This is a genomic window from Streptosporangium sp. NBC_01755, from assembly GCF_035917995.1.
In the GTDB taxonomy this organism is placed as follows: domain Bacteria; phylum Actinomycetota; class Actinomycetes; order Streptosporangiales; family Streptosporangiaceae; genus Streptosporangium.
Map to the genome: position 1 here is coordinate 5,732,137 of NZ_CP109131.1, position 12,446 is coordinate 5,744,582.

The following is a 12,446-nucleotide window of genomic DNA, read 5'->3' on the forward strand; positions in this document are numbered from 1 at the left end:
CACCATCGGAGTAACGGATGACGCTGTTCGAAAAGCACATCGACGCGATAGAAATCGCCGTCAAGACCGCGTACTGGATGTGTTTCGTCGCCGGTTTCGCGCTGCTCTTCGCCGGTCACGTGACCGTGCTCATGGCCATCGCGATCGGCGTCATGTGGCTGTCCCGCATCACCCTGCATCACATCTGGGCGACCCGGACGCGCTGGGACGATGCGACCGCCGAAGAGCTGGAACTACGGCGTGAGCAGCGGCACGCGTACCGTGAACGAGAGCTGCGCCTCCAGATCCGGCGCCTCCAGCAGCCGGAGGACCGTGGCGGCGGCCCGTGAGTCCTGCCGCTCGCCTTCCGGGGAGCGCCTGTGGAATGTCATGGTCTGCCCCTACAGTGATCGGCATGAGCGGTGAGACGGTGCTCGCACGTCCCGACGAGGCCCGGATCCGGGATGAACTGGAGAGGCTGGTCGTCCGCGATCTCCACGGCCCCTTCGACGACGAGGAGGAGGAGTTCGCAGAGCGCCCGATGGATCGTTACATCCTGGGCAGGCTCGCCCCGGACGGTGAGCTGATCGAGCCGGATCTGATGGACGACGCCGCCGACACCGGCGGTGCCGATGTGGGTGAGGACGAGGCCGAGCCGTCCGTGCTGACCACCGCCAGCCTGATGCCCTCCGCCCTGGGCTGCACCGTTTTCGTGGACGGCGACGTGACCGAGCTGAAGGTGACCGGTCACTGGGCACGTTACCAGCGGGTCGAGGGCCTCGACAGCGTCAGGGGTGATCGGGTGTGGTGCCGGGTGCCCGATTCGGGGAGCGTGCGGCTGGCACTCAGGGAGGGGCGGCTCGATCCGGAGCGCATGTCCTCCGACGAGCACGTGGTGGTCCGTGGCCGGGCGCGCCGTCATGACGGCGGCTGGCTGGTCTCGGTCTTTCTGGTCAACACCACGCCCCGGCCGCAGCGGCTGGAGGGGGCGGCCTGGCTGTTCCAGGCGCGCATCGGCGTCACCGCCGTGGACGGCGGGCCGATCTTCCGGGCCCGGCCGGACACGTCCGGCGGCGGTGACGAGATCGACCGCGTCGAGCAACGGCGGCTGGCCATGGCCTACCGGTTCCATCCGGAGTTCGCCGTCGGCCACGGGGTGGGGGTGACGGCGCGGCAGGCACCGGACGACCCGACGCGGGCGGTCCGGATCGAGACGCGGGCCGTGCCGACCTATGAGATCCCGTACACCGACGTGCCCGATCCGGACGGAGATCCGGAGTCGGCCGATCTGGTGCTGGACATGGAGGTGCTCCGAAGCCTGCCGGTGGACGCGCTGCGCAGGGGGTTGTCGCCGCTGGTCACCGGATATCGGGCCTGGATCGCCCGGCAGGAGAGGCGCCTCTCCGATTCCGGCGAGGGGCTCGTGAGGTACGGGAGGGCGCCGAGCGAGGTGCTGGCCACGGCACGCAGGGCGGCCGACCGGATCGAGGCAGGGATCGACCTGCTCACCGGTGACGAGAACGTACGCGACGAGAACGCGCTCCGGGCATTCCGCTTCGCCAACGAGGCGATGTACCTGCAGCGGGTGCACACACTGGCGGCGGCCGTGCGGCGGAAGACCCCCGATCGGACACTCGACGAGGCGCTGGAGGAGGTCCGCGTCCCGAAGAACCACCGCTGGCGCCCGTTCCAGCTGGCGTTCATCCTGCTGAACCTGCCCGCGCTGGCCGACCCGGGGCATGCCGAGCGCGGTGCCGACGAGAGGGACGGCGACGCCGTGGCGGACCTGCTCTGGTTCCCCACCGGTGGCGGCAAGACCGAGGCATATCTCGGTCTGACCGCGTTCACGCTGGCGATTCGCAGGCTCAGCCCGGCACTCGGTGGCTACGATCCGTCGGCGGGCGTGGCGGTGCTGATGCGCTACACGCTGCGGCTGCTCACCATCCAGCAGTTCCAGCGCGCCACCGCGCTGATCTGCGCGTGCGAGCACCTGCGCCGCGGCGACGAGACGACGTGGGGCACGACGCCGTTCCGGATCGGGCTCTGGGTCGGCGCGCGGGTGACGCCCAACAGGACCGACGACGCGGGCGACTGGCTGAAGCAACTCCGCAAGGCGGGAAGGCGGGGGTTCGTACGGGCCACCGGTTCGCCGCACCAGCTCACCGGTTGCCCGTGGTGCGGTGAGGTCCTGGAGGCGGGCGTCAACATCGTGGTCGACCCGGCCCGGCGCCGGACCCAGGTCTTCTGCCCCAACCTCTACTGCGAGTTCAGCAACCTCGTCGACCCCGAGGGCATCCCGATCGTCTTGGTGGACGAGGAGATCTACCGGCTGCTGCCCAGCCTCATCATCGCGACGGTGGACAAGTTCGCCCAGCTCCCGTGGCGCGGTGAGACCCAGGCGCTGTTCGGCGGAGTCGGGCAGCGGTGCGAGCGGCACGGATACGTGACGGAGGACACCAGGTCCAACGACTGGGAGTTGTCATCGGCGTCCGCCCGGCATCCCGCCAAGGGAGCCCTGCCGTCCGCGCGGATCGTCGACGTGTCGCGGCTCCGGCCGCCGGACCTGATCATCCAGGACGAGCTGCACCTGATCTCCGGCCCGCTGGGGTCCCTGGCCGGTCTGTACGAGACAGCGGTCGACCGGCTCGCCACCTGGGAGCTGCCCGGCGGCAGGCGGGTCCGGCCCAAGGTCGTCGCCTCGACCGCGACCGTACGGCGGGCACAGCAGCAGATCGGGGCGCTCTTCGACCGGCGTACCGAGGTCTTCCCGCCCCCGGGGTTGGACATCGGTGACAACTTCTTCTCCCGGCAGCGCCCGGTGGATCCGGCGGAACCCGGTCACCGGCCCGGCCGCCGCTACGTCGGCATCTGCGCACACGGCGTCCGCAACAAGTCGGTGCTGATCCGGGTGTACGTCGCGGTGCTCGGCGCGGCCCAGACCCTGCACGACAGGTACGGGCGCAACCGGGTCACCGATCCCTACATGACCCTGGTCGGCTACTTCAACAGCCTGCGCGACCTGGGCGCGATGCGCCGGATGGTGGAGGACGACGTCTCCACCCGCCTGTCCCGGGCGGAGGATCGCGGGTTCTCCCGTCGCTGGGATCCGGTCGTCAAGGAGCTGACCTCCCGGTTGTCCTCCTCGGACATCCCGGTCGTGCTCGACCACCTGGAGCAGGCGTTCACCGACGACCGCGAGGAGCGCAGGCGCCGCCCGATCGACATCCTGCTCGCCACCAACATGATCGCTGTCGGTGTCGACGTGTCCCGCCTCGGCGTGATGGTCGTCTCCAACCAGCCGAAGTCCGCCGCCGAGTACATCCAGGCCACCAGCCGGGTCGGGCGTGCCGCGCCGGGCCTGGTGTTCACGGTCTACAACTGGGCTCGGCCACGCGATCTGTCGCACTACGAGACGTTCGAGCATTTCCACGCCACCATCTACCGGCATGTGGAGGCGCTGTCGGTGACCCCGTTCGCCGATCGCGCGGTCGACCGAGGGCTGACCGGGGTGCTGGTGTCCCTGGTGCGGAACCTGGGATTCACCTACAACGGCAACCTGCGCGCGGGACAGTTCGACCGGGCCGGTGAGCTGGCCGACCATGTGGTGCGGTTCCTCAAGCGCCGGGCCCGGGAGGTCACCGCCGACAACCGGGTGGGCGTCGAGGTCGAACGCCACCTGGACGCCCGGCTCGACCAGTGGCACAACGAACGGCGGGTGCCGGGACGGCGGCTGGCCTACAACAAACGGGCGCCCGGAACGCCGGGGGACGCCGCGGGGCTGCTGCGCCGCCCGGAGGACGGCAGCTGGCTGCCGATGACCTGCCCGACCTCGCTACGCGACGTCGAGCCGGGGGTACGCCTGCTCCTGCTGCCCGAGGACGACAATCTCGCCATCACCCAGGAACCGCCGTTCGTCGCCGGAGGGAGCGCGTCATGACCGAGTCGAGTCTGCGGGTCGGCGAGTTGCGCCCCAACCAGCTCCTGCACACCTACGGTGTGGGGGCGGTCGCCGACATGCCCAACCTGTCGGTGATGGTGTGCGGGCTGGACGAGTGGGATCCGGCCAAGACCCGGGTCGTCCCGGAGGAGCGGCTGCTCGCGGCGGTGCGGGCGAAGCTGCGGGCACCGGTGGAGGCGCTGCGTACCCCTCCCTACGTCCCCGAGTCGGCCGACCCCTTCGGTGAGTGGACCCGGGTGGGTGTGCCGGTGACCCTGTTCCCGCGCTGGCTGCGCTGCACCAACCCCAAATGCGGGCTGCTGGCTCCGGTGGAGACCGGCCTGTTCGAGCTTCTCCCGCACGCGTTCTCCCCGGACCGGATCCGCTACGTGCACGGCTGCCGGGGCAACGGAGGCGGCCGGCCCACCGCGGTGCCGGCCCGGTTCGTCCTCGCCTGCGGCAACGGGCACCTTGACGACTTCCCCTGGTTGTTCTTCGCCCACCAGGGGGTCGTCCCCGAGTTCGGCGGGCACACCCTCACCCTTGAGGAACGGAGCACCACAGGTGACGCGGCGAGCCTGTGGGTCCGGTGCTCGTGCGGTGTCCAGCCTCGGTCGATGGCGCAGGCGATCGGCGAGAAGATGGTGCCGAACCTGCCGCGCTGCCGGGGCCGTCACCCGCACCTGCGCTCCGCCCAGTTCACCGGCTGCGGCGAGGAGACCCGGACGATCGGTCTGGGCGCCACCAACAGCTGGTTCGGGATGCAGTTCAAGGCGTTCACCCTGCCGCAGGCCGACCTGGAGGTGGACCAGCGGGTCGCCGAGCTGTGGACGATGCTGGAGCGGGTGGCCCGTTTCCCGGAGGCCGACGCCAAGGGGTTGCTGCCCGACCTGCGCTGCTGGCCGGAGTTGGAGCAGTACGGGGTCGACGAGGTCTGGAAGGCGATCCGGCGGCGTGCCGAGAGGTCCGGCGACGACGACCAGGGGGACGACCTGGATTTGAGGACTCCCGAATGGAACGCCTTCACCCGCGCGCTGCCGGTCAGGCTGCCCGACTTCACAACCGAGAAGGAAAGGCCCCCGGCCGAGGGCAAACGGTGGCTGGAGGAGGTCGTGCTGGTCACCCGGTTACGTCAGGTGTCGGCCCTGTACGGCTTCACCCGGATCGACGCCCCCGAATGGGGAGAGGACGGGGACGACACCGGCTTCGCGCCGATCTCCGTCGCCCTGCCCACCTGGGTGCCGTGCGCGGAGACGCGGGGCGAGGGCATCTTCCTGCGTTTCCGGGAGGAGGAACTGGCCGCCTGGGAACAACGCTCCGACGTTCGCGGACGTCGCAGGCAGCTCCGTGAGGGGCATGACAGGTGGCGGGCACAGCGCCGGCTCGAACCAGGCCACTGGCCGGGCATCCGCTACCTGCTCCTGCACACCTTCGCGCACGCGCTCATCCGGGAGTTCGCCCTGGAGAGCGGCTACAGCGCCGCAGGAATCGGCGAACAGATCTACTCCGGGACCGGCACGCGGCCCATGGCCGGAGTCCTGCTGTACACCGCCGCCCCGGACAGTGAGGGCACGCTGGGCGGACTGGTGACCCTGGGCCGGCGAGACCGCCTCGGCACGCTCATCGAGCAGGCACTGGACGCCGCACGGCTGTGCAGCTCCGACCCGCTCTGCTCCGAACGCGATCCACGCGAACACGGTCACCTGTACGGCTCGGCGTGTCACGCCTGCCTGTTCGCGTCAGAGACCTCGTGCGAGCGGGGCAATCACTACCTGGACCGGGCGTTGCTCGTCGACACCGTCAGCGATCTGGGCATCGGATTCCTGGCCGCCCGGTGAGCGATCTGCCCGCCGTGATCGCCGCGCTCGCGCGAGAGCTTCCCGAAGTCCACGTACGGGCATGGGCACAGATCCTGCGCGGGCACCCCGCACCGCATCCCGCGATCCGAGGGCTGCTGACCCAGGCCAGGACCGGGGCCGTCATGGGAGCCCGGGCGGCCAGGCTCGTCGCCGCCTGGTCGGCGGCGGACCCGCCGCCGCCGGGTTCGGCGCTGGCACTGGCGCTGGAGACCGCGTCCCGGATGCACGGCGAGACCCACCGCCACAGGACCGACATCGTGGTCAGCGGGCCGCACAGTGACGAGGTCCCCGTCCGGCTGACCAGCTCGGTCATCATCGAGGTGATCCGCGCCAGCCGCACCTCGCTGCTCGTGGTGAGCTTCGCCGCGTTCGGCGTCGCCGAGGTGACGCGGGAACTGGTCAGGGCGGCCAGGCGGGGCGTCCAGATCGATCTGGTCCTGGAGGGCACCGTCGAGGACGGCGGCGCGCTGCGCGGCACATCCACCCCGCCCTTTGAGGCGCTCCGCCCGCTGGCCACGTTCTGGGTCTGGGCGGACAGGCCGAGGACCGGTGGCTCGGTTCCCGCGCTGCACGCGAAGGTCATCGCCGCGGACGAGGACGTCGCGCTGCTCGGCAGCGCGAACCTCACGGATCGGGCGCTCGCCCACAACCTCGAAGTCGGCGTGGTCCTCCGCGATCCCGACGTGGTAGGCAGGCTCGTCAGGCACTTCCGCGCGCTCATGCACCCCAAGAACGGTCCGCTGCGCCCTACCACCGCCCGACATTGACAGTGGGGCGTGCCCTGCTGTTGTGGTGATGGCTCCCCGCCTCGGCGCTGGTGGTCGGGACGGTGCCTGACCTGCCGCTGCCCCTCTCCTCGAACACTTGCTTCCAGATCGGCTACCCGGGCCTTCAGCACATCCAGCCGGGCCGTCAGGGTCACGACCAAGGCCGCGAGCTCGCCATACGACGGCCGCTCGCCCGCGGTCACGGTCACGGTCACGGTCACCCGAAGGTCATCCCACGTACGGGACCATGCTCATGCGGTGCAGGGAGAGGAGACGTGAATATTCACGCCTGGGCTGTTTCCTTGGCGAGGTCGTATGAGAGATCTCTAGGATTGGCTGCCATGGCAGAACTGAGTGAGGCGGAGCTGGACGCGTTGGTCGAGGAGGCCACCGTCGACGCCTACGACGATGATGAGCAGCTGTCCGGGTTTCACGTCATGCTCGACGAGCACCTGGCGACGCCGTTCCAGACGATGGTCTTGGGGGTCGAGGTCACGGTCAAGAAGATCGACCTGTACGCGGGGAGCGGGATCGTCGCGGTCTGCGTCCGAGGGTCATACCGGCAGGCGATCGGCATTCTCGATCTTCCGCTGCCGGATCCGCCGCCCCGAGGTTCGGAGTGGATCGAGGCATATCGGCACTGGGTGCCCTGACGATGAGCGAATACCAGTACTACGAGTTTCTGGCGGTGGACCGTCCCCTGGACGCCCGCCAGCAGGCCGAGGTCCGCGCGCTGTCGACCCGGGCCCGGGTCACCGCCACCAGCTTTACCAACGAGTATCACTGGGGCAACTTCCGCGGCGATCCGCGCCGGATGATGGAGCGCTTCTATGACGCCCACCTGTATCTGACCAACTGGGGCACCCACCAGATCATGCTCCGGCTGCCGAGAACGCTGCTCGATCGGAATGTGGCGGAGCAGTACTGTGCCGGGGACCAGGTGACGATGTGGGTTTCGGGTGAGCATCTCATTCTTGACCTGACCAGCGATGACGAATCGGGCGAATGGGACGAGGGCGCCGAGGACTCCCTGTCGGCCATCGTCGGTGTCCGGGCCGAGCTCGCCGCGGGTGATCTGCGGCCCCTCTACCTCGCCTGGCTGTCGGCCTTCGGCAGGTGGGAGCGGGACGAGGACGCCTTTGACTACACGGCCGAGGACGAGCTGGAGCCGCCGATTCCGGCGGGACTGGGATCGCTGAGCGCGGGGCAGCAGGCCTTGGCCGACTTCCTCCGTCTTGACGCCGACCTGCTTGAGGTCGCGGCCGAGGCGAGCCCCGAGCTGACCGTCGTACGGGACAACCAGCGTGAGCTGGCCGCGTGGATCGCGAACCTGACCGAGGCTGAGAAGAGCGGGCTGCTGCTGCGGGTCGTCCGGGACCAGGGTGCTCAGGTCCGGATGGAACTGCTGCGTCGCTTCCGCGGCGAACCCAAGGCGGACAGCGGTGATCTTCCCCGGCGTAGTGTGGCCGAGCTGCTGGACGCGGCGGCGGAGCGGCGCCAGGAACGCGAACTCCTTGCCGTGGCCAGGCGCGCCCAGGAGGAAGCCCGTCGTGCCCGAGAGCGGGCTCTGGCCAGGGAGAAGCGGCTGGAAACGCTGGCCGAGGACGAGAACGGAGCCTGGCGGCGTGTCGACACGATGATCACCGCGAAGAAGGCGAGTGAGTACGACGCGGCCGTCGAGCTTCTGAAGGATCTGCGGGCGGTGGCCGAGCGTGCCGACCGTCTTGGCGACTTCACGCGGCGCTTCGCGAGCCTGCGTCAGGAGCACTTGCGCAAGACCAGCCTCATCGAGCGGTTCGACCGCGCCCGGCTTGATGATCCGCTTCCCGGCTGACGGGACCTTCCGGCGGCCTGGGGCGTACGGGAGGCAGGCGACCGCCGAACGCCGACTGGTTGTACTGGATGGGCAGACAAAACTGGTAGTGATCGAGGAACCGGAGACCGCGCTCCACCCTGCCGCCGCCGGGGCGTTGTTCGACGCGCTGACCGAGGCGAGCGAGCGTGCCCAGGTCGTGATCACCACGCAGACCGGAAGACGTGCCCCTCCGCCGTGAAGGTGACCTCCCACCACTGGCTGAGGCATCCGGCGCCGACCCCGCCGCCGCGCGCCGGCCGATGGCCCCAGAAGAACAGGTAACGCAACCGTTCGCCGTTCCGCTCGGCGGCGACGGCATCGGCGACCGAGCGTGGAAGCCTGGTGAGATCGGACACCGGTACACCGTGCCACGTACGGCCACCGTCCGGCCAGCGCGTCGATGAAAGAGATGGGCACCGCGCTCGTCGGCGATGTCACATCGGCCGGCCCGCCCATCCGGGCGAATCCGCTGATCGCCTACCCGGCTGAGAGGCGATCTCCTCCGGAACATGATCCAGGCTCCCGGCAGGTGTACGGCTCACCGGCCACCCCTCGGCGTGTGCGAGTTCCGCGAATCGGGCGGCATTCCGCACCGCCGCGCCGCCCGGATCGTTGTTGAAGTACACGTGAACATCGCAGCGGTCGTCCCACGCCTCGCCCAGGCGGCGCAGCCAGGAGCGGAGCGCGCCGTCGCCGTAGGCGGGCCACGGGCGGGCCAGGCCCTCGTGAAACCGCAGGTAGCCCCAGCCGGTGGTCCGCCACAGGGGTGTCTGCGGGCGGCCGAGCCGATCGGCCCAGCACAGGGCCGCGCCGTACGTCGACAGCACCTCGCGGACGGGATCGCTCCACCAGGAGGCGTGCCGCGGTTCGACGGCGACACGCACCCGGGCGGGGAAACACCCCAGGCACGCGCCGAGCAGTTCCGGATCCGCCCTCAACGTCGGCGGGAGCTGCAGGAGGACCGGCCCGAGCTTGGTCCCCAGGCCGTCGGCCGCCGCCAGCAGACGCCCAACCGGCTCCCGCGGATCCTTCAGCCGTCTGACGTGGGTGAGGAACCGGCTCGCCTTGATCGCCATGACGAACGTGTCCGGGGTGCGCTCCTTCCAGTCCTCGAAGGTCTGGTGCGTCGGCAGCCGGTAGAAGGTGTTGTTGTTCTCGACCGTTCCGAAGCACTCGCCGTACCGCTCAAGCCACAGCCGCTGGGGCGTGCCGGATGGATACAGCACTCCGCGCCAGTCGGCGTACTGCCAGCCGGACGTCCCTACCAGCATCATGAGAATTCAGCCCATCTCCCTACATGAGCAGGTCCTGCCCAACCGGCCGGGGCGCCACACCGGTGCGGTCCGGGTAGGGAACCGGCCGGGGCGCCACACCGGTGCCGGTCCGGGTAGGGAAAGGGGGACTATTCGCCGGTGACGCCGTCGATCCGCTCGCGCAGCAGGTCGGCGTGGCCGTTGTGCCGGGCGTATTCCTCGATCATGTGGACGAGGATCCAGCGGCGAGAGCAGTCCTGCCCGTGGCGCTGCCGCTTTCCGATGGCGTCCAGCGGCACCTCGGCCGACACCTTGCGGGCGTGCTCGATCTCGGCCCGCCAGGTGGCGAAAGCCTCCTGAGCGGAGGCGGTGTCCACGTCGTTGAATTCGGCGTCGGAATCGTCTGTCTTGTAAAGGCGGGGGACATCTTCATTGTTCAGCACGTGGCGGAACCAGACGCGCTCCACGTGTGCCATGTGGCGGACGAGGCCGAGCAGCGACAGGGGCGACGGCGGTGCGGAGCGCTCGCGCAGCTGCTCCTCGGAGAGCCCCGCGCACTTGACGGCCAGGGTCTCGCGGTGCCAGTCGAGCCAGTTGTTCAGCATGGCGCGCTCGTCGCCGAGGAAGGGAGGGGACAATCGGTTGTCGGTCACAGCCCACGATCCTCCCACCGTGAAGTACCGTCTGGTTGTGGCCGATGATCTGCTGGAGTCGCTGCGCCGGCTCTGTCTCGCGCTCCCCGAGAGCACCGAACGGCTCAGCCACGGCGAGCCGGCCTGGTTCGTCCGAGGCAAGAAGATGTTCGTGATGTACGCCGATCATCACCACGACGACCGGCTCGCCTTCTGGTGCGCAGCCCCGCCCGGCGTTCAGGAGGCCCTGCAGGCCGAAGCCCCGCAGCGCTTCTTCCGGCCGCCGTACGTTGGACACCGCGGCTGGCTGGGCGTCTACCTCGACGTTCCCCAGGACTGGGCCGAGCTCGCCGAGATCGTCGCCGACGCCTACCGGGCCGTCGCGCCCAGGCATCTGGTCGCCCGTCTGGAGTGAGTGGGGCGGAAGGGCGTAAGGGGGAAGGGGCTGAAGGGAAGGTACGACGAGGAACGACTGACGGTGTAGCGGTCAGCCGGTGAGGAGGGGAGCCAGCAACCGCAACTGGTCCAGTTGCCGATCGAGTGTCTGGGCAAGGGGTTGCACGGCGACGTGGTCGGCGCCGGCCGTGTGATGAGCGCGGACACGTTCGGCGACGGTGTCCGCGTCACCCGTGGGCACGATCGCGTCGACGAGCGCGTCACTGCCGCCTTCCTGGAAGTCCGCGTCGGAGAAGCCCAGGTCACGTAGGTTGTTCAGATAGTTGGGCAGGGCCAGGTACAGGGCCATGTAGCGGCGCGCGGTGGCACGGGCCCGTTCGGAGTCGGTGTCGACCACCACGGCCTGCTCGGGAGCGAGGACGGGGGCGGATCCGAGGATCCTTCTGGCCTGGGCGGTGTGTTCGGGCGTGACGAAGTAGGGGTGCGCTCCCTGGGCGCGGGTCGCGGCCAACTCCAGCATCTTCGGGCGCAGCGCGGCCAGCAACCTCGGTGCCTCCTCCACCAGAGGCGCACTGAAGGCGGTGGCGTCCATGGTGTCCAGGTAGGCGCGCATGGTGGACACCGGCCTGCTGTAGTCGTGCCCGCGACTCGTGACCAGCGGAGCATGGCTCACACCCAGGCCCAGGACGAAGCGCTCCGGCCACGCGTCGACCAGGGTTCTGGCTCCGTTGGCGGCGGCGGTCGCGTCTCGTCCGTAGATGTTGGCGATGCCGGTGGCCAGGATCAGCCGCTCGGTGGCGCACAGCAGAACCGCGGCGTTGGCCAGGGCTTCCTTGCTGGTCGGGGTCTCACCGAACCACAGCGTGGAGTAGCCGAGTCGCTCGATCGTCGTGGCCGCGCGCCGCGCCTCGGCCGCGGGCACCGCTGAGATCGACCCCAGCCACACACCGATGCTGCCAAGGCGCCGCTTGAGCGCGGGCAGATCCACCGGGGGCGGCACCGTATGTTCGGCCATCTTCGAGTTCCTTCTTCCCAAGCCCCTGCCGAGATCGGCGGAGGATTCCCAGGTTCGCCGAGCGCCGCAGAGCCGGAAGCTCCGGGCTGCCTGGTTCAGCGGGCCCGGTGTCCGTCACCGGGGCACAGGAGGTTCTGTACCCGGCCTCGGGGCAGGGAATAGGCTCCCGATCCACCATGAGCAGGGAAAACTACCCTCTCGACAACCTTGTCCCCGCGCCGACACTGCCGCTCGGCCGGCTGAATTGCCTCCCCGTTTCGCGCGGGTGCTCGCGGGTGGCCGGGTCCGGTTACGGTGGGAGGGGTGGATGAGAATCGGGCCCGGCGGGTGGTCGACGCGTTGCGTGACCGTGGCATAAACGCTCAACTGGCGAGAGGCGGCTACCAGTTCGGGGTCCGGGTCCTGCTGCCCGGTGGGCGTGAGGCGGATTGGGACACCGATGGTACGGCGGGCCTCGAAGCGCTGGTGATGCGGAACGGGATGCTGGTCGGTTTCGTACCGGTGATCGAGGGCTCCGAGGACTTCGACGAGGCCCAGGTCGTCGACGCCATAGCGCGGACCGACTACGACCAGCCCATCGCCAGGCAGCGCGCGGTGGCCCCGCCCCCGGCCGAGCCGCTGCCCCGGGTGGGCGGCGTCTTCCGCCGTTTTCTCGATGGCTTCCGCTACCGGTGACGGCGGCATGTCGACCGTCTCACGGTGAGATGGAAACAGCCTTGGAAGTCGAGATCACGACCATGACGTCGTGCCGTT

13 protein-coding genes are annotated in these 12,446 nt (G+C 69.6%); 9 read left to right on the forward strand and 4 right to left on the reverse strand.

Going from position 1 to position 12,446, the window contains the following annotated elements:
- The first annotated feature begins 17 nt into the window (after nt 1-17).
- From OG884_RS27385 to OG884_RS37660, 7 genes are all read left to right on the forward strand, one after another.
- Complete coding sequence (locus tag OG884_RS27385) at nt 18-329, forward strand: hypothetical protein (RefSeq protein ID WP_326637559.1); 312 nt, start codon at nt 18-20, stop codon at nt 327-329.
- Between the two features lie 65 nt (nt 330-394).
- Nucleotides 395-3,916: a DISARM system helicase DrmA gene (gene drmA, locus OG884_RS27390; protein WP_326637561.1), complete on the forward strand. Its 3,522-nt coding sequence runs from the start codon at nt 395-397 to the stop codon at nt 3,914-3,916.
- Nucleotides 3,913-5,754 (forward strand): DUF1998 domain-containing protein, encoded by a 1,842-nt coding sequence (locus OG884_RS27395; RefSeq protein WP_326637562.1) that lies wholly within the window; start codon nt 3,913-3,915, stop codon nt 5,752-5,754. The genes drmA and OG884_RS27395 overlap by 4 nt, the downstream gene beginning before the upstream one ends.
- Nucleotides 5,751-6,542: a DISARM system phospholipase D-like protein DrmC gene (gene drmC / locus OG884_RS27400; RefSeq protein ID WP_326637564.1), complete on the forward strand. Its 792-nt coding sequence runs from the start codon at nt 5,751-5,753 to the stop codon at nt 6,540-6,542. Before OG884_RS27395 ends, drmC begins: the two co-directional genes overlap by 4 nt.
- A 341-nt stretch (nt 6,543-6,883) precedes the next feature.
- Nucleotides 6,884-7,195 carry a hypothetical protein gene (locus OG884_RS27405; RefSeq protein ID WP_326637566.1) on the forward strand — a complete coding sequence of 104 codons (312 nt, stop codon included), beginning with the start codon at nt 6,884-6,886 and terminating at the stop codon, nt 7,193-7,195.
- A 2-nt stretch (nt 7,196-7,197) separates the two neighbouring features.
- A complete protein-coding gene (locus tag OG884_RS27410; protein ID WP_326637569.1) occupies nt 7,198-8,376 on the forward strand; it encodes a hypothetical protein in 1,179 nt (392 codons plus the stop codon).
- Nucleotides 8,357-8,596 carry an AAA family ATPase gene (locus OG884_RS37660; protein ID WP_442811535.1) on the forward strand — a complete coding sequence of 80 codons (240 nt, stop codon included), beginning with the start codon at nt 8,357-8,359 and terminating at the stop codon, nt 8,594-8,596. Before OG884_RS27410 ends, OG884_RS37660 begins: the two co-directional genes overlap by 20 nt.
- Here OG884_RS37660 and OG884_RS27415 read toward each other — a convergent pair.
- The 3 genes from OG884_RS27415 to OG884_RS27425 form a co-directional block, all read right to left on the reverse strand.
- Nucleotides 8,559-8,753: a hypothetical protein gene (locus OG884_RS27415; RefSeq protein WP_326637570.1), complete on the reverse strand. Its 195-nt coding sequence runs from the start codon at nt 8,751-8,753 to the stop codon at nt 8,559-8,561. The genes OG884_RS37660 and OG884_RS27415 overlap by 38 nt on opposite strands.
- A 78-nt stretch (nt 8,754-8,831) precedes the next feature.
- Entirely contained in the window at nt 8,832-9,671 is an 840-nt protein-coding gene (locus tag OG884_RS27420; protein WP_326637572.1) for a DUF72 domain-containing protein, read from the reverse strand.
- Nucleotides 9,672-9,799: 128 nt separating this feature from the next.
- On the reverse strand, nt 9,800-10,303 hold the full coding sequence (locus OG884_RS27425; protein WP_326637574.1) for a DinB family protein: 504 nt from the start codon (nt 10,301-10,303) through the stop codon (nt 9,800-9,802).
- A 19-nt stretch (nt 10,304-10,322) separates the two neighbouring features.
- Here OG884_RS27425 and OG884_RS27430 point away from each other — a divergent pair, with 19 nt between their 5' ends.
- Nucleotides 10,323-10,697 (forward strand): MmcQ/YjbR family DNA-binding protein, encoded by a 375-nt coding sequence (locus tag OG884_RS27430; protein ID WP_326637576.1) that lies wholly within the window; start codon nt 10,323-10,325, stop codon nt 10,695-10,697.
- Nucleotides 10,698-10,769: 72 nt separating this feature from the next.
- Here the strand turns inward: OG884_RS27430 and OG884_RS27435 are convergent, their stop codons facing one another.
- Nucleotides 10,770-11,693: a TIGR03620 family F420-dependent LLM class oxidoreductase gene (locus OG884_RS27435; protein ID WP_326637577.1), complete on the reverse strand. Its 924-nt coding sequence runs from the start codon at nt 11,691-11,693 to the stop codon at nt 10,770-10,772.
- A 303-nt stretch (nt 11,694-11,996) separates the two neighbouring features.
- Between OG884_RS27435 and OG884_RS27440 the strand changes: the two genes are divergently transcribed.
- Nucleotides 11,997-12,368: a hypothetical protein gene (locus OG884_RS27440; protein WP_326637579.1), complete on the forward strand. Its 372-nt coding sequence runs from the start codon at nt 11,997-11,999 to the stop codon at nt 12,366-12,368.
- Nucleotides 12,369-12,446: the final 78 nt, after the last annotated feature.